Origin of the sequence: Prevotella denticola, assembly GCF_900454835.1 — a bacterium.
GTDB classification, from domain to species: Bacteria; Bacteroidota; Bacteroidia; order Bacteroidales; family Bacteroidaceae; genus Prevotella; species Prevotella denticola.
In genome coordinates this window covers 131,767-152,876 of sequence record NZ_UGTM01000002.1, presented here as the reverse complement: position 1 = coordinate 152,876, position 21,110 = coordinate 131,767, and the positions used below count along the sequence as shown (strand labels likewise).

The following is a 21,110-nucleotide window of genomic DNA, read 5'->3' as shown; positions in this document are numbered from 1 at the left end:
TCCCTACTGTGACTCTCATCACAGCACAAAAAAGATCTATATCTCCTACACCACAACACCTCCTCCACCGTAAGACCTAATGTCCGCAGACTCCTATGTCATGTGTTATTTTAAGGCAAATATACAACTTTATTTTGTAAATGTATCCGTACAAAGAAGAAAAGCAGTAATAGCTATACAATGCCCTTTGCTAGAATAAAACCACAAAGCTGATGTATTTCATTTTAAATTGTACCTGCACCTGTTCATAGGTTCAAACCATAAAAATGGAGTGCCTTTAACTTTCCTGTCACTCTTGTCACCATCTCACACATTACAATGCGTTGACAACAAATCGATTATGCAAAGTGTTAAAAGTGACAGCAAATGAAAAACAAAAAAATATGGTATTAGAGTAAATATAAAGACTGCAAGTTGATTGGATGTGTTGGATGAGTTGTATATTTGGATGACTTATATATTTGCATGTGCCGTATATTTGGATGAGTTGGTTATGATCGGGTTAGGAATAAGGATAAGGCAAGGATTTGAGGGAGAGGGATTGCAGGTAGGATATAAGCCGGCTGACGGGATTCATCCAAAGATAAAACAAAAAAAGAGCCTCGAAGATTTCTCTTCAAAGCTCTCTATAAAAGAAGGCGGCTACCTACTCTCCCGCATTGCATTGCAGTACCATCGGCGCAAACGGGCTTAACTTCTCTGTTCGGAATAGGAAGAGGTGGGATCTCGCCGCATCATAAGTCATCATTTATTTTTCATTCTTAAGCTCCTCTCGATCACGAATCCTTTTGATAAATTTTAGACAGCACGAATATAAACAGACTATCGCAAATAAAAAAACAACATCCCATAAAAAAGGCTCTATAAGTAACTTATTGTATGGAAAAGTGGAATCATATTTTGCACTCGTTAAATGGATAAAAATAAAAGGTAAACCAATATCTATTTTTCCATCACTAGAAAAAGAAAATATATAGAATAATAATGATAGAATATTTATCAAAACATATAGGGCAATAATAAATACAACCTGTTTCATAATTTCTTATCTGTTTACTTTATTATTTCTAAAATTTTCAAGAATTATGCTAATCTGCTCTGGATTAATATCAGTAGATTTGTAATCATTTGTATATTTACTATTAGCTCCACTAAACATAACATTATATCTATTTCTTTCTTGTTTGTAACTATCATAGTATTGGCTTCGTCCAAAAAGTCCTAGAAACCAAGCATCAGCTCCATCAACATGCAATAAACCTAAAGAATGGCCAAATTCATGAGGTAATGTATTTCTGTCGTTACCATTAATTATATTATTTACATATCGTTCATTAAGAAATACTACTGAGCCACCTATTTTATTTACTTTTCCATAAACACCTCGAAGTTGTGAAGCAGGCAGTATATTCAATAGATGTTCTCTGTCTCGTAATTCCGATTTATTACTAATGACGCGAAATCTAACTGAAACATTGACGTTTACCTTTCTGAATTTCGTTGGCAAAGTTCTTGCAACATAAAGATTATCCATTCCTTTTTGACGAACAGAGTTCTTGTAATTCATACCTTCTACATATGAAATTCCATAAGAACTTTGTAATTGGTTGGACAAAACATTTCCTAGTTTCTTCAAATCAAATTCTTTATTACTTGAATTTAAAATGGCAACTGTTAAGGTGAGATTAATAGTAACATTTCCGTTCTTTTGTGTTACAGAAGACTCATCCCACTTTCGTCCATCCAAATCAATCATCCTGATGGGATTGTCAAGAGTATAGACATATCCACCAGTAGTTGTATACTTCTCTGCCAACGGATCCACCCCATACCAAATACTTGTGATTGGGTTCATGTACCTTGCGCCGTAATAGTATAGACCAGTCTCATCATCGAACTGTTTACCATTGAACTTATATGGCAGTTCTTCACTACTACTGTGCTCATCAACGAGAAGTTCACCGTATGGTAAGTAGGCATCATACTGTGTAATGTTGACATGGTCATCTGTGATGTAAGACGTGCTACCGAGGTGGTCACTGTGATAGAAGAAGGTCTCCTCTTTCGTTGTGTCGTTTGGAATATAACCATAACCAGCCTGCGGGTCATCAGGGTTGCTTGGGTCGTTCCAGCTTACAGGTGGACCAGGGTTGGTATTCGGTGTGGTGTTCGGCTTCGGAGTCTGAATCCAACCCTGTGGCACATCGTGGTTGCCGAGTGTGTCAATGATAGAGTTATATCCTCGTTTTGTATTCTCTGGGTCACCATACGCACCCTTCATTGTAGGTACACCAGGTGCAATGCCCTGCTGCTTGTAGTATGCCTCTTTCTGCTTCTGAATCTGGTTCATACGTTCAGCATAATCCTGCTGACCAGCCGTTACGTATGAGCCGTTACGCCCGTAAACGTTATTGAAGAGACCTGTCCCTATCTTTGATGCTATGCGCTTGTCACCAAGGAAGTAATGCTTCGTAAATCTGTTTTTGTTGACAGAGAGGATACTTGCAGGATAAAGTGTGAAGTTGTCCGTCTCATGGAATGTGATTCCCTGCGGTGCTCCATTGATATACACACCCTCCATCGTGCCGTAACTCTTCATGATACGTTCGCCAGCAGCATTGTAAGTATAACGACTCGTCTTGCCGTTATCAGAGAGTACCATCAGGCGATTGTCTTCATCCCAATACATCTCGCGGGTAGTGTTCGTAGAGTCGTTCGTTACCAGTGTTGGATTACCGTTGGCATCGTATGTGTAATGGTCGTGACCAATCTGCGTTGGAGCTGTCGGGTGGTTACTGTCCTCATACTTATAAGCAAAGTTATAAGATTTGGCAGTTGTCGTTGAGTCCACCTTCTGCACCTTAGTGAGCGGTTCACTCATCCGTCCGAACGACATCACCATGTCATACGATGCACGCTTGGCCCTGCCGCTTGCGTGGACAAGACGGTTCAGCTCATCGTACTCATACGTATGCGCACTCCTTCCTCCCAGCTTCGCCCTGTTGAGCTTCGTCAGCGACGTCGGGTCGGCGGCATTCGTAATACCGAGGATATTATCCACAGCATCATACTGGTACCTGTTTTCCATCACAGTCTGACCGTCCGCTGTAAGGTTCATCACCTGCAGACGTTCACGCTGCTTGTCGTAGGTATAGGTAGTCTCCGTGCCATTACCGAGCTTCGTATAGACCGTATGACCCTCCTTGTCATAACCTATCCTATCAACAATAACGCTCTGATGTCCCTGTTTATTGCTCGTAAGACGCTCAACCTGTCCAGCAGCATTGTAGTGATAGGTCACCACTTCACCATCAGGATAAGTCATCGTCTGCACACGGTTCCAGCTATCATAGGTAGCACCATAGACATAAGTCCTAATATCCGCCACACTCGCCATGACTGTACGGACGGTCTTTGTCACCTCACCCTGACAACCATAGTAATAGGCTTCACCGCCACTCGCATCCTCAACGAGGGCAAGACGACCAGCGCGATTATACTTATCGCCAGCTTTACCATAGGTATAAGTAACACGATTAAAGAGGTTTTCTGGATAAAGTACCTCATGGAGTCGCTCGAAGTCGTAGGTGTAAGAGATGTAACCCTTGTCAGATATCGACTTCCTAAGCTCTGCCGTGAGTTTCGTCAGGAGGTTACCTGCCGCATCATAGGTCATATCCGTTTCACCAGCATCAGGATGGTTCACCATCAGTTTGCGACCAAGTAGGTCGTAGGCATACTTCGTCTCCCTACCGTTAGGATGCTGAACCGTCATCACCTGTCCGACAGGGTCATAGCTGTACTTCACCGTGATATCCTCACCACGAGCATGCTGCACCGTTTCACGGTTGCGCCCCTTGGCATCCGTATAGCTCTCCGCATGTCGTCCCAGTGCATCCGTGACCGTTGTCTGGAGCATCGGTTCACCGTCATGACTACCGATACTGTAGGCTGTGCGTGTCACACTGCCATCAGCAAGCGTAACACTCATGGTACGGTCGTGCGCATCATACTCTGTCTTTGCCTGCAGATCACCTGTAGCATGGTTGTAAGTACCAATATTACCATAGCTCTCCGTCATTGGATAATAAGCCGCAATATTACGTCCAAAGGCATCGATAACAGCCCTTCCACTGACGATGGAGACCTTTTGATTGCTGCCACCAGACCAGACCACGCCCGTCTGCTTCGTCTGGACGGCACGCATCAGCGAGTCGGCAAAGGTATAGGTATCTATGTTGCCTTCCTTAGAATAATGAATGGTATGTGCCTTGCGTTCTGCAGGGAAGTACTCAAAACGGATAGTAAATGGCTGACCGCTCTCTATCTCATACGGAGCACGGATAGTCTGTTGTCTGCCCAGTGCATCGTAGGTGTATTCCATCTTCTGCCCGTTAAGGTCGGTCGTTACAGACGGAGCATTCCAAAGACCGTCATAAGCCGTGCTGGAGCTATAGCCGTATGCATCCTTAACACTTGTCACAAGACTGTGATAGCGGTCGTCATACGTATAAGCATAGAACATACGCTGATGGTTATAGTTCTCCGGCTTCGTCATGCGTGTGATGTTACCATAGCCATCGTAAGTCATGTTATAGACTGATGGCTTGTCACCGTTATGGAGCACGATCTCCGTTATCTCACCGTTGCCGTCCACCTTCGTTGAGCGTTCACGGTAAGTCTTACCGCCACTGCTGACAGCGATATGGCTCGGAACACTGACAATATACTTGTCGGCTATCTTATGATAGTTAATGCTTGCCTCTAAGCTATAGGCTGTTGTAGTCTCCTTATATCCCTGTAGGTTACCATAGTCATCGTAAGTATTGCTGACAGCAACCGAAAGACTGTCCCCACTGGCTTCATCAAAGTTACTTTGAACGAGTGTCTTTAGGGCAGGGAAGACAACAGCATCTGTCGTATTATTACCAACGGCAAGTGTCTTCAGGTCGTAGTCATAGACTGCACCCTGCAGTTTCTTTCCATCAGCCGTATAGAGATACTCGCTCGTTACAAGACCATGAGTATAGTAATCCCTGTTCTTGCCATAGGTCTGTACGGAGTAACGATAGATTCTGTCACCGTTCTCCGTGTCCATCTGATTGGTACGTACCTGCTTGAAACCATAGAAGTCACGCTCACGGCGGTCACGATAGCCACCACTATATTCAAAGGTGTTCCTGCTTCGTATTGCTCCGTTCTCCTTGTATCCACCCGTCGTCTCAACAGATGACATCACCCAGCGGCGTCCCGGCAAATCGTAACTTGGAGTTGTCTGCTCATAGCTGATATGGATATGTCCGCCGAAAGGAAGCGTCACGCTCTTTAGCATATTCGTTCTGCCCGTGAGGTTACGACGTACATAGAGATGATTCTCGCTGTCACTATAGACAAGATCAGGAAGCCCGTCTCCATCCATATCCATGACTGCAGCCGTAGTACGGCTTATGCTTTCGCTATGAGATCCCTGTACACTTGGTGTAATGCTAATTGTGAAACCGAAAGGAAGAGGTATCGTATAGGTATAGGCTGTGCTGGCATAGATGGCAACAGAGGAACCGAGATTGTCAGAAATATTACTCTGTCCGAGAGAAGTACTGCCAGACATAAATCCGCTTCCAGTATTCAAAGTAGCCTTCAGATTGCCCTTTTCATCCAGTTGAAGGAGATCAGGGAGACCGTCACCATTGACATCACTAAGCTGAGAACGCGTAGAGGTCAAGCTCTCCGTATCATTCTGACCGATATTGACACTAAAAAGTCCCAATACGGGAACCGTGATACCAAGTCCGTCACCAAAGTTGCTGTTTTTAGTCGACTCAAGTTGTGTAAGAGAAGAGGCTATCGCTGGTGTAAAGTCATAGCCAAGTCCATAACGAACGGTGCCGTTGGTAACCATATCAGGAAGTCCATCTCCATTAAGATCCTCCCAACCTCTTACTGTTTCCGAAGTTCCACTGGAGAAGTTTCCACTTGCTCCACAAGAAAATTCTGCTACTTTACCAGAGTGACTGGCAGAATTCCCCTCTGCAGCCCGCTGCTTCATGATCTGCTTTGTGGTTGTATGCTGTGCAAAGGCAGCCTTTGCGACAGCCATTTTCTCCTTAAAGTCTTTAAAGGAATAGGCACTCTTATCTGAAGATAAGCCAATATCTCCACCTATATTGCTGGCGTCACCATCTGTAGCAGCATTTTCAACATCATATTGCAGGCTCCCCTTGCCCAGTATACCCGTAGGCTGTGTCAGTTGTGCAACGACTTTCCCATCATTGTCATTCAACCAGTCAGGGTAACCGTCACCATTGAGGTCCATGGCGGAGATAATATTATAGGACTGCTGTGAGGTATTACTCTTGTTGACTCCGAGGCTGGCTCCCAATGAGAATCCCATATTATATGTCTTACCCTTTGATTTCGACTCTGTCAGTAACACTGGTGCTGCCAGTCCTCCACCTTGTATATTATAATCGACAGTATCCACAATGATGTCATCCTCTCCCAGTCGTGATGGACGCATGACAACAGAACCGACATAGGCACTATCTGTTGCACTCACAAAGTATTTTTTCTCTGGTAAGTAAGACAGTGTAAAGAACAATTGACGGTTAATATCCATCTCATTGGCTTCTACGGCACTCTCATTGACTTTTCCATCATGATAGTACTCATTTGTCTCAGGAATCTTCATCTTGTCCTTCGGTATTGCAACATTCTTTGCCGTACCATTCCATGCAAAAGCCCCCCAACCTTTGTACAGCTGTCCATAGTCAAAACGGTTGAAGCTTGAATAGACAGACGCATTGACCGTGGAAACCCTGACTGGTCTTAACACTGCAGGGCTTCCTGCTGTAGCAGGGCTGACAACAGAATCCCTAAATATCTTTAGCTTTGCAGTCGCATTTTCAAGTTCGTTCAAGATAGAATATGTCACCTGTATTTTTCCTGCAGACATCTTCTGTGCAAGTACAGAACCGTCTGCAACTCTGATGGCTGGTCCTGTCAGCTGATTACTGCTGCCAAGAGTTAATTCTTTGCGGTAGAGTAAGGATCCATGATCATCCTTGATAGTCATATAGACCGTTGCCGGCGCCGTATCCTTGTTTGATGTCCTTTGGACAGAAAGCTCAGGGAGAAGAGTAAGTGCTTTCCCCCATACCGGACTTTGTATAGAGACATTTCTGCCTATAACGGTGTCTGGACATAGAGAAATATTCTTGCTGAACATCAGGCATTGCGGGGAAAGAACATATTTCATGGTGTCCGCATAAAAGACAGGTCTCCAGTCTATATGTTTCCAGTTGATGGGACTCGCAGTACGTATAATGAAGTTAACAGTAGCCTCTTCTCCTGCTGTGGCTGTTAGATTACCGGAGAAGCTGCCATGGCTGATCACAGTATCTGCTTTAAGGAGGAGACTGTCCATGACCAACTGATTACCATCCTTATCAGTCTTTATGATTGCCAGTATAATGTCATCAGAAGTCTTCTGTTTATTGAATGTACCTTCAAATCTGTTTACTGCAGTTTCCGAAGGGGCAGCTGTTGAATATGCACCGCTTATATAATCTTCACTGCTGCGATATCTCTTCAAGTCCTCACCGGCATATTTATCAGTCTTGATAGAAGTATAAGTTATCTCCGGATCCCATATGACATCATCACCTATACCGGAGTAGCGGGCTCCGACACGAAATACGAAAACATCTCCAGGTTTTACGCTACGGGTTATTGCAGGTAAGGTCACAGATCCCGATTGTAACAGGGTATCCTTCCATAACACGTCACTGTTGAATTGCATACTGAGGCTGACACCATCTCCCTCAGAAGAGCGCTTCTCTACATGGCTCATAACAGATACTGTACCTGAATAAGGCGCTCGCCACACACGTACGACATCATGTAGAGGGAACTCTCTCTCCAAAGAGTCGCGAACAGTCTTGTAGTCAACTTTGAAAGCAGGCGCAACGTTAACTCCGGCTATTGATGGTATTGGGTTGCCGGTGGCCGTACTGGCAGGTGCAAAGGTCACATCTTTTCCGTCGCTATGGTTGAAATAAACGATTCCGTTAACTGCAATATCAACAAGGCCATCACTATTAAAATCCTGGAAATAAACCTTGGTCTTATTCTGATCCTTAGTTTTGCTGATGGCATAGCCCATATTCGCCGGTCCAAAACCTGTAGCAACGTTAGCACTGAGAGTATAGCTGGTAGCCTTGCCAGAAGAGAAACTGTTTACACCCACCAAAGCCTGTTCTTTACCAAAGACAGGATGAGAGAGAGCCTTGTTCATATTGAGGCGATAATGGAGTTTACCATCGCTACCTTTCCATACCTTATCGGGCATCCCATCGCCATTGATATCTACAAGTGTCACACGGCCTTCATTGGAAGAATTGGTATGGCTATAAGAAGCACCTGCACTCGCTGTTGCCGGCCCCCAGCCAGCGCCAACCATTATACCACCTCCAATGGTATTTCCCTTGGAGGAAGCTCCGCCAAGAAGAGACAAGTGTTCGTCGAAATGTCCAATTTTGGTTTTTACAAGCTTGCCATAATTGTCTATACCAGCTGTATAGGTTGTAATACTATCTGCATAGAGTCCCTTTTTCACATCATTATAGTAGCTGAAACTCTGTGCAGCTACTACTATACCTTTACTGTCGTTCTGGTCAATGCTCTTAAGAAGTGTTTTCCCGAAGGGTCCTTTTTCATAATGGATTGTATATGAACGAAGCTGCTGCCCATTGTTTTTGACCTCGACGCTTCCCAACAGAAGAGAGTCTGTCTGGAGAACCCCAAGTCTACCACTACGAACATAGTCAACTCTGTGTACGTTACCAGTATTCCAGTTGAATTCAATGCTATACAGTCCTTCCGTCTCCCCGAATCCTGTCCATGTATAACGTTCAGGATAAAGGTTATTGCCAGACTTCATGTAATGGAATGCGGCAAAGTTTCCGTGAACATCGGTAACACGATCAAGTGCCCATTTGACACGGTTACCATTGGTATCTGTAAGAGAAGTAGCATCACTGACATGACCACCATGACCACCATAACTGTAGACTGTACCATCCTTGCCAGTCACTTCCCAGTAATAGTTCTTCGGGCTGTCGCCCTTTCGGATAATCCTACTGAACCCGCCCTCGGTCATTGGATAGAACTGCTTATCAGTCTGACGTGACAAAGAGTCGGTCCTGCGGTAGAGCCGGTCGCTGAGCTGCTGTCCCATGAGCAGGTAGCTCTCGCTCTCATACCGGCTGTCGAAGCGCGGCACACCCCAGCGGGTCTCGATGTCAATGCTCTGCACGGGAAGGCTCCATCCATAGCCTGCAAAGCTGCTGCCGCCCTCGCTGCTGTACTGTAAGCCGGCACTTACACCAATATCATTACGTCCTGCAGGAACTTCGAAAGGATAGGACAGTGTTGCCGTACCGTTCTGATTAGCTGATGGAGCTTCTATCTGCTGGATGCCCGCCGCAGGGTCGGCGGCCTTCAGTTCACTGATGCCTGTGGGAACATAGTTCTGTGTTTCGGGACTCTCCGGCACTTTGATGATGCCGTTGATGACATCCGTGAAGTGGGAGGTCTCCGCCATCGCCACCTCACGTTTGGTATCGATACCTTTCGACCGGAGCATGGTCCAGCGTTGGTGCAGTTCATCATAATAATAGGTGTGGATATCATCCACGGTATAGCCTTTCGGTATCAACGTGCTGTCGTAAGGTACGGCGATACTTGCCAGATGATGGACGAAGTGATTGCCATGAGGTAAGAAGCGATAACCTGACACAGTATCTGTTCTTGCCATTAATGTGTCACAGCCACCTGTGACGTTCACCATACCTGTAGGCAAGGTTGGTAATTCTCCCTTTCTAAGTGGAGTAATACTGAGAACTTTACCCTTTGCCATAGCCTCACGTGGTACGGCAAGCTGGGCACGCCCGACATTGAGCGTGTCGCTGTCAGCATTGGTAAAGAACTTGCTGACGGTACGTTTGCCTAAGTCTGTAAAAAGTCTTGCAGATTTCCTGTCCGGCTTGTGCGTGTCTACACGATTCTCCTTGTCGTTTCGTACTACGCCCTTGGAGCTACTCTTCACGGATGAGCCTTGGATGCTGTCCTTGACCTGTTTCCGCAAGGGGGCAGCCTGTCGGGAAGTACAGTCTCCCCGCACGGAAGAAGCCGTGTCCGTAGTGACATCAGCCTGCCCTGCCGGCCGGCTGCCGCCATTACAGGAGTTCAGGACGGTTCCTGCGAGCAGCAGGAACGGAAGGAGGAGTGAATGTGTAGAATGCGTCATTATTCTTTCTGTTTTATTTCAGGCCTGGAGGTCTTCAATATATATACTTGCGTTGGTAAGCTCTATAAAGGATGACAGAGGAATTTACTTCCTCATCAGTTTGAATGTCTTTTCTTTGGTACCACTCTGCAGTGTCAATAAGTAAACACCGGTCTGTGGAAGATAGACTTTAGTTGAGAAATACGTATCAGGCAGATTCGTCTGGCGGCTGACAATAGCGCCGCCAGCCGTATAGAGCGCCATATCCAATGGAGCTGTTTCGCTCAGTTCCACCTGTACGCTGACATATCCATTCACCGTTGGATTAGGACTTACACTTACATTCGCAAAGAAGTTACTGTTTCCGTCGGAAGGATTCATGGAAGGAATCTCTGTGATACCCGTCTTCGATATCTGAAACTCATTCTCAGCCTTGTTGCCCACATGGTCTGTCGTCGTAAGAAGGTATTTCCCTTCTATGAGTCCGTCAGCAGACTGTATGCTGTCGCTTGTGCTACGATTGAAAACGGACATGTGCTCTCTCTGCAGGGTCATCTTGTAAGGAGCGATACCGCCTGTTACTCTGACAGAAAGTGTTCCTGTGCTGCCGCTCTTCTCCTTTGGCTGCACTACTTCTATCGTCGTGAACATATCCCTGGCAGCTCGTAGCGTGAAGACGGAATGGCTGCCCAACGGCACGTCCCTGAAGACGATGCTGTCGGCCGTGACCCTGTCGGCCTTGTGATAACTCAGATCCTTGACAGGGAAACTGCCCGTGCCCGTGGGGTCAATGGAAAGATAATAGCTCTCGCCTTCAGATAGCGGCCGTATCTGGCGCAGCTGCCGGCTGTCGGCTGCAATATCAACGCTTGGATTGGAAATCCGTGTCGCTGTATCCATCCACCGTCTGCCGAGCCACTTGCCGTAGGCCCTGCTCGAATGGAAAGAAAGTCTGCCATTGTTGTCACCCCAGAGAATACTCTCCCCATCTTGAAGCGGCCTGCTCATGCTGACAGTAAGAAAACCGTCTTCCTCACAGCTCTTGGCTCTTGTCTTATGTAAAGCAGAGGCTCTGTCTGAGATAAGACCGGCGATGCGGTGGCTGTAGCCTCTGTCGGCATATCCGTTCCAAATAACCTCGCTTCTTGAATTGAGGTAACTGCTGCGAAGGGTCACGCCGTATTTCAATGCGAGGTAGCTTTCCACACGGCAGCGTTCTGCATCAGAAAGGCAGCGGTCGAAGACGGCATACTCGACAGTCCTGCCGTCAAGGTTCTTCACAGGCAGCTTAGTGTTCCCGTTCCGCCCGATGTGCAGAGTCTGACCGCCGCCCACACTGGAGGAGGTCGTATAGCTGTAAAGCCGCATTTCGGACAGCGTGTCCTTGGCATAGTTCATGAAGGTACCGTCACCAAGATTGGCGGTACGTTCAGTCGTCTGCATACGGGTAACCGCTTTTCCGCTGCCGAGACTCCAGATGGCCTGTTCCTTCTCGCCATATACCTTACTTACGCCGATATAGGTAAGTCCGGTTCCGGCAGCGACCCGGACGGAGGCGGAATCACGTGACCAGACCATCGGCTTATCTACACCACCAGGAGTCTGGGCTGTGGCAGAAAGAGTGGATATAAAGAAGGAAACTGCTGTGAGGTATTTATGTTTCATACAGAGACTGTTTTAATAGGATTGCAGGATGCTGTTTATTGGGCTTTTCCGAGAGGAAGACTGTACCCGATGGTAAGGCTGACGGTCTGCAGATTGTTCGCACGTTCCTGATACCCGTAGTCATTGGCGCAGGTGCGGAGCATGTCATTGAATCCGAAACCGTATTCCAGTCCCGCCTCAAGACCGCTCTTTATATCAACATAGCCAATCTTAATGGTAGGAATGAATGCTACTCGTGCCTTGACTGATTCTCTCAGATGATCCTGTGTACGTTCAGCCTGCTGCCGGTACACCTCTCCAATGCGGTCATTGGTGAAGTCGATATTACGGCTGCCGAACGGAATGGCGGCACTGATGCCGGCCCCCATATAGAACTTTGGGAAAGCATAGAAACGAAGCAAGATTTGTGGAGTAATGAAATTATAATGAAATCGTGTAGTCTCAGTTACATTATCCGGTATCTTGCGCTCCGTCAGCTTGCTGCGAATACGGATGTAATCAATGCCCAGTTCGGCACCCAGCCTGCGGTACTGCCATGTGCCGAAGATGCCGATACGAGGATTTATGCTACCATATTCACTCATTGTGAAAGTAGGGCGGACGTCATGGCTTTCAATAATACTGCTTAATCCCGTTACCTTTGAGTAACCAATGCCCGTGCGAAGTCCTACACGGAACAGGTGCCTGTGAGGGAAAGAATATCTTTGGACGTTCGAAAGATTACGTTCTGTGTTGGAAGGGCTTGTTGAAATATTGCTTTCCGTTTTGTCTCCGGCAATATAATCCTCTCCCTTACTCACAGTCTGTTGGGCTGATTCCGTGTTTTTATTTTGCGGATTGTTTATATTATCTGTCCCATCTGATACAGAGACCGAAGCGAAAACGCCTTGTCCCTTGATACGTGATGTCTTTTTGGTATACTTTATTTTTCGCAGTGGGTGACGTTTATGACCTCTTTTCGTATTTTTCTTTGCTGTATAATGTGTCCGGCTCTTCACCTTATTATATATATGCTTGGGGACGTTCTGTTCAGGCAAAGGAGGTTGCTCATCTTTGATAACAGGTGGAAGCAAGGACGTGGAGGGCCTGCTTTTAACTGGTTGCTGAACATCCTGCACCTGTTCCGGTTTGTCATTTTTGCAACCCATTGCAGCGAAGACGATTGCAAACACAACGAATGTAATACTGAAAAGACGGCAGTTCCGTTTGTTTAATCTGCTATTCATAGGGCATTACAATGATTTACAGATTGAAAAGATAACTTACACTGAGTTCTATATTCTGGCTGTGAGTTGAGTGCTCTGCCCAGTTATAGTCATTCGTCTCTGTCTTGATAGTGGAGTTCAAACCATAAAAATAACGCAGGTCCACAGCCCAGTGATGGTCTATTTCATATCCGAAGCCACCGCCGAGGGCTATGTCCGGCTGTCCTGTCAGTTTCTCCTTCATCAGCCGTTCCGTCTCAGCGACAGTGGCAAAATGATAGTCTGCGAACCTGCCGTCTTCCTGATTGCTCTCGTAAGATATGCCTTTTCCATTAAGGTTGGCACCGGCACGTCCGCCGATTGAAATGTCAAAACCTTTACGCCAGGGATAGATCTTCAACAAAGCAGATACGCCAATGTAATTATAACGAGGCGCAACCTTGTAGTTTAACCCCTTATTGTCATTATAGACAAGCTGTGATGCCTTCTGCCAATAGTTGAGTCCGCCTTCAGCACCAATGATGGAACCGGTAACATGATACTGTGCGAACACTCCGACAGTCGGAGTAAGCTGCCACTTGTCCTTGAAGCTGTAATTGGAATAATAATCCTCCGGAACGAGAATCTTGTTTATTCCCTTATTGACGGACATACCGCCACCCAGACGGACACCCAGTCTGAAAGGAGACTCTTGTGCAGATAGATGGGTACTTGCCAGAAGCAGCACTGCAAGCATCCCTGCTTTGAAAGTTCTATTCATCTCAGTTGTTAATTTGTTTCTATGGACAAAAATATAAAAAAATTAAGAAATGAAAGAAAGAAAAGCGGAATTTAACATTATTGACGGACATCACAGCTTCTTGAAGAGCCGCAGGCATGAAAAAATCATGCGAATTTGTTCAGGTATGTCCTAAAAAAGGGATAAAGAGTTGACAATATTCATCCCGACGACAAACCAACGTGATTTTTCAGAACATACTTTCAGATAGAGCGGACAGAGATAAGCACTCTATCCGTCCCAGACGCAGATATAAATGTTGAAAGGGGGGGCTATGGATTTAGAAGCGGTCAGGCCTTCACGTTAATACACCCTACATGACGGGCCTCTACGCATATTGTAGGTTCTTTGTATGTTTTCTTTGCAAGCCGCCCGGAAGGTCAGGGATGTCTTTCGTTTTTGCATAGAGAAGCAGAAAGGCAGCAGAACCCGGATTTGTCCGTATTCTGCCGCCTTTCCGTATAGGCAGGCTCTGAATTACCTTTGATGTTTTTTGTCTTTTTAGTCGAGCAGATTCTGCATAAAAGCAATACACAGGAATCTGCAATCTTCATGTCAACAACAGGCCGGCATGGGATTTTCAGAACAGGCCTGTATGTCGTTGCGTTTAGAATTTCGCCATCTTGATGGCATCTATGGCACACTCGTCCCCCTTGTTCCCGAGCCTTCCACCACTGCGGTCCTTTGCCTGCTGCAAGTCGTTTGTGGTGAGAAGACCATAGATGACGGGGATGTTCTGTGTGGCGTTGAGGTGTGCAATGCCGTATGTGACACCCTCGCAGATGTAGTCGAAGTGAGGGGTTTCGCCCCGGATGACACTTCCGAGGATGATGACGGCGTCGAATCCGTCGTTCTTAGTCATCTGCTGGGCTCCGTAAATAAGCTCGAAGCTGCCCGGGACCGTCTTGATGTGGATGTTCTCGGGAAGCGTCCCGTGCTTCTCAAGTGTCTTGACGGCACCGTCGAGCAGGGCATCGGTAATCTCCGGATTCCATTCGGCTACGACGATGCCGAAGCACATATTGCTTGCATCGGGAACACTCTGTGTGTCGTAGTCGGACAAATGATGAAGTTCTGTTGCCATGACTGCTTAGTTGGAAGCCCGCTCGATATACTTGTCAATATCCTGGTAAACAGGAGAGTTGACGTAGGTCTTCTTGATTTCCTTGTAGATTTCGAGTGCATCAGCCTTCTTGCCCTCACTCTCCAGAAGGATGCCTGCCTTGCGCAATGCCAGCGGTGCAATACTGAGGTTGACGTTGTCGGCGGCTTCGGCATCAGCCATCTTGGCAGCCTTCTTGAAACAGTCGACGGCCTTGTCGTTCTGGTTGTTGTTGGCATAGATGTCACCGAGTGCCATCTGTGAGGCAGGACTGATCATCTCGTCGTCAGAGGTGCTGAACTTCTCGGCATTCTCCAGTGCTTTCGCCCAGTCCGGCTTGGCCTGATGGGCATAGCAGAGAGCTACATAGAGGTTGGCGAGGTTGCCTGCATCGGTGCCGCTGTAATCGCTCTGTACTTTCTGGAAACCGGCGAGGGCCTGGTCGTACTGCTGTCCGTTGAAGAGTATCTGGCTCTTTGCCAGTTCCGTGCTTGCCTCCGCCTCGCGGGGGGCAGAGATGTAGTTCTTGTAGAGGATTACACCTGCTACGACAACGATGACCGCCGCAACAGCGATGAGAAGAGGCTTCTTGTACTTCAAGAATACGGCTTCCGATTTGTTGAGGGTATCTTCGTATGTACCCTGTTCTTTTTTGTTTGCCATTTTAATGTTATGATGTTTTTATTATATTCTGAGCTGTAAGGCGTGCATTATAGCGGGACAAAATTAGTGAAAAAGTCGCATATATTGAAATTTATCAATGACTTTTTTCTTTTATTGAGCGGAAATGAGCTATCTTTGCAGGAAACGGAAAAAGGGCATCAGGACGTCGAGGTGTCGGGAGATAGGCGGTTTACGGTGTCTGTACGGCGTGACTGCGGACGGCATCCTGCCCCGGAAGCCTGCCGGGACAGCAACCGTCCTGATGTCTCCATGCTTTTCAGAATCAAATACAATGCAGTTAGACAGACTATCCATCATAAACTACAAGAACATACAGACGGCTACGCTGAACCTTTCGGGCAAGCTCAACTGTTTCATCGGACACAACGGTGAGGGGAAGACCAATCTGCTGGATGCGGTCTATTATCTCTCCTTCTGCAAGAGTGCTTTCAATCCGAAAGATTCCGAGGTGATGCGCCACGATGCCGACTTCTTCGTGCTGGAGGGAGACTACACCACCGATACCGGCGAGCAGGAACAGGTGTACTGCGGCATGAAGCGTGGGGCGAAAAAGCATTTCAAGCGGAACAAGAAGGAATACCGGCGGCTGTCCCAGCATATCGGGCGGCTGCCGCTGATCTTTGTCTCGCCTGCTGATGCTACGCTCATAGAGGGCGGGAGCGAGGAGAGGAGACGGCTGATGGATGTCGTGATTTCACAGTATGACACACCTTATATAGAATCCCTCGGCCGCTACAACAAGGCCCTTCAGCAGCGCAACAGCCTGCTGAAGCAGGAGGAAGAACCGGACCCGACGCTCATGGAACTGCTCGAAATGCAGATGGCGGAGCATGGGGAGGCTGTCTACAGGAAGCGGGCTGCTTTCGTGCAGGAGCTTACACCGGTCTTCCGGCGCATCTATCAGACCATCAGCAACAACCGGGAACAGGTGTCACTCGAGTATGTCTCGCACTGCCAGCGCGGCAGCCTGCTGGACATCATACAGCGCGACCGTGTCAAAGACCGCATCATGGGCTTTTCTCTCCACGGAACGCACAAGGATGACCTGATGATGAAGCTCGGCGGGTATCCCATGAAACGTGAGGGAAGCCAGGGGCAGAACAAGACGTATGTGCTGGCCTTGAAACTTGCGCAGTTCGACTTTCTGCGCCGTACGGCAGGTGGGCGTACGCCGCTGCTGCTCCTCGACGACATCTTCGACAAGCTCGACAGCAGCCGTGTGGAGCAGATTGTACGCCTCGTCTCTGGCGATGACTTCGGGCAGATTTTCATTACCGATACCAACCGGGAACATCTGGACAAGATCCTGCAAGGCAGCGGATTCAGTTATAAACTGTTCTCCGTCGAAGGCGGAGAAATCAACGAGAGGGAGGGGTAAAGCCTATGTTCAGACGAAAGGTACAGCCGTTGGACGATGTACTCAACCAGTTCCTCCGCCAGGGCGGACTGGAGGCCCCGCTGCTGCAGAAGCGGCTCTTGGATGCGTGGGACAGTGTGGCTGGGAAGGTGGTGGCACGCTATACGCAGGAAAAGTTCATCCGTAACCAGACCCTGTTCGTGAAGCTGCAGAGCCCGGCCTTGCGTGCCGACCTCAGTATGATGCAGTCGGAACTGGTGAAAAAACTGAATGCAGCAGTCGGGTCGATGGTCATTACGGGGGTGAGGTTCTATTGAGGACCAGTCCCCCTTTGTCCTATGCGGAGGGGGCGCTGTACTGAGCGTATAAGGGTGAATAACTGTTACGTTCGCCCGCTTTTATACGTTGTTTCGGTCAATAAATCTTGATGCAGGTCAATAAATATTAAAATGATTGTAATTTGTGCTGGAAAATTTTGGTGTGTGCGCAAACAATTGTACCTTTGCATCGTCGAAAGACAAATAAATAGATTGTTTAGGTTAGTAGTAATAGATTTAGGTTTTTAGTTTATTTAGTTTAAGGTAGAACAAAAGAGATTGTTCAGATGACAGAACATAGGTTTAGTCAAAGGTAATATAGAAGATTGATTGAGGGATAACAATGATGCAAGATGATTGGGGAACGCCGTGAGGCGCGAACCAAAAATCAAGCATACGACAGACTTTTCATACGAGAAAGATAGTTCGAGAGCACGGCAGGTTTCCCTGTCGTGCTTTTTGGTTTCAATTCCTTACCTGGCGAGTTCCGTCATTTACGAGCCAGTACACTGCATGGGGATTATCATTTACACTGCACACTGATTCTTTCCTGTCAGTGTGTCGAGGGTAAACACGAATGGTGTTGAGGGTGTACACCCATGGTGTCAAGGCTTAGTTCGGATCACGTTAAGCATTATAAGAATCGGATAGAAGTAGTTTGTTTCTTGAAAGTAAGCTTTCTGAACAAACATCATGATCCCCCGATAAAGAGTCTGCCGGTATGGCAGACAGATGTCAATATTGCAGGCCAGAAGTTTTCCCGACTCGTTTTTTTGATGTACTTTTGCAGTAACTTTCCCGGTATTAGATAAGTAACGTTGGGGTATTATAAACGAAGAATCAACAAGAAATGAACGAACAGATACACGAGAAACTGAAGACCATCAAGCAGTCTTTCCGCCTGCTGATGAACGGTGTCGCCTCGCAGTCCATGCGCCAGAAAGGTGTCTCCTATAAGATCAACTGGGGAGTCCCCCTTCCGGAACTGCAGAAGATGGCGGCTGAATATGGCAAGGACTACGGGCTTGCCGTAGAACTCTGGAAAGAAGACATACGCGAATGCCAGATACTTGCAACGCTTGTCATGCCGGCAGAGAAGATGGATGCCGACCTGGTAGACGTATGGATGGAACGGCTCCGCACGCAGGAGATGGCCGAACTTCTGGCTTTCAATCTTCTGCAGCATCTTGACTTTGCTCCGGCACTGGCCTATCAGTGGATTGCATCCGACCGTACCATGTATCAGCTTTGCGGCTATCAGCTGCTTGCACGTCTGTTCGCACGCAGGATGGAACCGAACGAACGGGGCATCAACGAGTTCCTCGACCAGGCACGCACGACGCTGGAAGGTGAAGACCTTTCGCTGCGGCATGCCGCCTATAACTGTGTTCTCGGTTTCTGCGAATTAGGGCCTGACTTCGAAGCTGTCGCAAAGAAGGCCCTTGCGGGACTCAACCTCCTGTAGCAACGGTGTGGTCCGGCCGCCTGTTGCAGTGCTCCTTCGCCCGGTTTTTCCCTCCTTCATGGAAGGAAGGTGGGGGATACCATAATGGAAAAGCCGGTACATTCATTGATGTACCGGCCTGTTGTAGCTTATCTGTCAGCTGCCGGGCATTGCCGGTAGCATACGATTGATTTTCTCTGGTCTACTGTCTGGTTGCGTTATTCACCGAGGTTGATTTTCTTTGAAACAATCAGTGCTTCGGCGAGTACGGCCGCGACAATAGTGACAATACCGAATGTCAACATAATGTTATCCTTTCTTCTTCTATGCGGAACCCCTTTGGTTCTGCGGTTATTACTTGAACTGTTAAATCTCGCTGCAAAGTTACGGAAATCTGCCGGTATGGGCAAGCCTGCCCTCTGTTTCTGCTGTAAAACGCTTGTTTGTTTGATGTAGGTCAAATACTTTGATGATAATCAAAAAGGTGTTCCTTGTCAGGAAAAAGTCCGGACTGATATACAGGTTTCCAGCTCGAAGGATGTATCTTTGCAGCCGGTTTCGAATTTAAGACAACAACATCATTATGGAAAGACTGATTGCAATGAACCAGGTGTTCGACAGCAGCATTGATGCTCGTTTCCTCGAGATTCAGAATGCGCGCCGTGAGGCTCTGGCCCGCAAGGCGAAGAAACACTGAAAGAACCGGTATCTCCTGTGTGCCCTGGCCGGAAGTCTGCCGGCATTTTGGAGAACCCGTATTAGAAGTTGAAAGTGACAAGATGAACATGAAAGGAAAAGGCCCAGCCGGTATATGCCGGCCGGGCCATTCTTATTTGGCGGGTGCAAAGACCCTGATGGATTGTCTTCTTTCAGACGGACAGAATATGCTGTCTTCCTGAATGCGTGTAAGCGGCCGGTACAGGCAGCTTAGAATTCGTCGTCGTCTCCGACTTCGGCAGCCTGCATCTCCAGATCTTCCGGATTGGTGTCGAATGTAGTACGGTAGCTCTCCTCTGTGAGCTTGTCCTCGTCGAAGCTGTCCTCCTCGTCCTCTTCGTCAGGATTCTTCTGGTCCTCCTCTGGCAATTCTTCCTCGTCGTTGTCCATGCTGTCAAGCTGCTTTTCTTTCTCTTCCAGCTCGTCAGGAGTCGCGAACCTGGTGTGTGTGCTGCCCTCCACCGGTTTCTCCTTGACAAAGATGGCCTCTGTCCATGAACCCTTGGAAATCTCCAGGACCTCGAATCCGTCGGCCACCTTCTTGTCGTAAAGACCGCCCGGTTTCTTCAGCCGTGCCGTCGGAAGGGTGGTGGTGCTGATGTCGAATCCGCTCTGGATAATGTCCTGTATGCTCTGCGGCAGGCTTTCCCATCCTCCGCCGAAGTTACGCTCGAGTACCTCTACCAGTTTCCGGGCAGACACGTGGTGTATGTTTTCCCATGTCAGGTCGGTGACACGCTGGATCGGTTTTTTCTTCAAGGCCCATTTGACGGTAGTCCCTTCGTCAAGTCTGACCTTTCCCACCTGACATCCCCGTGCTTCGTATTTCCGGATGACTTCAGGCTTGTCTATTTTGATTTCCTCAATGGTGAAGGCACTCTTGATGACGTCGATATAATGACGCTCGTTATCCCTCAGGTCTGCGTCACGTTCTGCCTGTGCCCAAAGGCGGAAGACATCGTTTTCCTGAATGTCCCAGACATTACTCTTTGTAAGATTCTTTAACGTTAATGCTTGTCCTTGTCGCTTCATATATGTGTTACTCTTTCAAATTGCTTTCTTTGGTATATCTGCGTGCAGGGCAGTACACTCAGACCTGCTGCAAAAGTATATACTAAAACGTAAATCTCCAAACTTTTTTGCCTAAAAGTTGACAGAAAGACACAAAACGATGCGGATTAAAATCATGGTCTGTGCTGCCGTCTGATTTCCCTGTTCGCAGCTGATGCGTGAGACCTTTCGCTCCCGGAATCTTTTGTGTCGGCTGACGGCGGGTGCAGTGCAGGTCCTGTCCGCCGGATGTTATTCGTATTTTTTACTGCCTCCATACAGGAATTTCTGCCGGAGGGGGCGTTTCTCTTCCGTCTTCGGAATACTGTCTGTACCGAATGTAACCGCTTCTGTTTTATAGAACGTAAGTATTTTATAATCAGACGAGTATGTTCCGTGTGGCAAAAGGTGCTTGGTAATATCGCAGACAGGCGTTAGTCGGCGTGCAGGTAAGCACTGTTTGCAATGCAATCGGGCGTTGGTTGGAATGCTGTCAGGGGTCTGTT

At 47.4% G+C, this 21,110-nt stretch carries 12 protein-coding genes and 1 other annotated feature; of the genes, 3 read left to right on the top strand and 9 right to left on the bottom strand.

Annotation, left to right across the window (positions count from 1 at the left end; genetic code table 11):
* Nucleotides 1–644: 644 nt before the first annotated feature.
* Nucleotides 645–733: a sequence feature (5S ribosomal RNA rRNA prediction is too short), on the bottom strand.
* A 15-nt stretch (nucleotides 734–748) separates the two neighbouring features.
* From DYH27_RS08760 to DYH27_RS08730, 7 genes are all read right to left on the bottom strand, one after another.
* A complete protein-coding gene (locus DYH27_RS08760; RefSeq protein WP_025068432.1) occupies nucleotides 749–1,039 on the bottom strand; it encodes a hypothetical protein in 291 nt (96 codons plus the stop codon).
* Between the two features lie 6 nt (nucleotides 1,040–1,045).
* Entirely contained in the window at nucleotides 1,046–10,306 is a 9,261-nt protein-coding gene (locus tag DYH27_RS08755; protein WP_244595168.1) for a SpvB/TcaC N-terminal domain-containing protein, read from the bottom strand.
* Nucleotides 10,307–10,390: 84 nt separating this feature from the next.
* Nucleotides 10,391–11,950: a T9SS type A sorting domain-containing protein gene (locus tag DYH27_RS08750; protein WP_025067367.1), complete on the bottom strand. Its 1,560-nt coding sequence runs from the start codon at nucleotides 11,948–11,950 to the stop codon at nucleotides 10,391–10,393.
* A 35-nt stretch (nucleotides 11,951–11,985) separates the two neighbouring features.
* On the bottom strand, nucleotides 11,986–13,122 hold the full coding sequence (locus DYH27_RS13760; protein WP_115338033.1) for a porin family protein: 1,137 nt from the start codon (nucleotides 13,120–13,122) through the stop codon (nucleotides 11,986–11,988).
* Between the two features lie 70 nt (nucleotides 13,123–13,192).
* A complete protein-coding gene (locus tag DYH27_RS08740; protein WP_004351464.1) occupies nucleotides 13,193–13,915 on the bottom strand; it encodes a porin family protein in 723 nt (240 codons plus the stop codon).
* Between the two features lie 625 nt (nucleotides 13,916–14,540).
* Entirely contained in the window at nucleotides 14,541–15,017 is a 477-nt protein-coding gene (ribH, locus tag DYH27_RS08735; protein WP_025067365.1) for a 6,7-dimethyl-8-ribityllumazine synthase, read from the bottom strand.
* Between the two features lie 6 nt (nucleotides 15,018–15,023).
* Complete coding sequence (locus tag DYH27_RS08730; RefSeq protein WP_025067364.1) at nucleotides 15,024–15,698, bottom strand: tetratricopeptide repeat protein; 675 nt, start codon at nucleotides 15,696–15,698, stop codon at nucleotides 15,024–15,026.
* A 292-nt stretch (nucleotides 15,699–15,990) separates the two neighbouring features.
* Here DYH27_RS08730 and recF point away from each other — a divergent pair, with 292 nt between their 5' ends.
* From recF to DYH27_RS08715, 3 genes are all read left to right on the top strand, one after another.
* On the top strand, nucleotides 15,991–17,097 hold the full coding sequence (recF, locus tag DYH27_RS08725) for a DNA replication/repair protein RecF (RefSeq protein ID WP_029216666.1): 1,107 nt from the start codon (nucleotides 15,991–15,993) through the stop codon (nucleotides 17,095–17,097).
* Between the two features lie 5 nt (nucleotides 17,098–17,102).
* Nucleotides 17,103–17,393, top strand: coding sequence for a DUF721 domain-containing protein (locus tag DYH27_RS08720; protein ID WP_025067363.1), 291 nt, complete (start codon nucleotides 17,103–17,105; stop codon nucleotides 17,391–17,393).
* An 850-nt stretch (nucleotides 17,394–18,243) separates the two neighbouring features.
* Nucleotides 18,244–18,858, top strand: coding sequence for a DNA alkylation repair protein (locus DYH27_RS08715; RefSeq protein WP_025067362.1), 615 nt, complete (start codon nucleotides 18,244–18,246; stop codon nucleotides 18,856–18,858).
* A 197-nt stretch (nucleotides 18,859–19,055) separates the two neighbouring features.
* Here the strand turns inward: DYH27_RS08715 and DYH27_RS08710 are convergent, their stop codons facing one another.
* Complete coding sequence (locus tag DYH27_RS08710) at nucleotides 19,056–19,298, bottom strand: hypothetical protein (protein WP_025067361.1); 243 nt, start codon at nucleotides 19,296–19,298, stop codon at nucleotides 19,056–19,058.
* Between the two features lie 466 nt (nucleotides 19,299–19,764).
* Entirely contained in the window at nucleotides 19,765–20,586 is an 822-nt protein-coding gene (locus DYH27_RS08700; protein ID WP_025067360.1) for a hypothetical protein, read from the bottom strand.
* Nucleotides 20,587–21,110 lie beyond the last annotated feature (524 nt).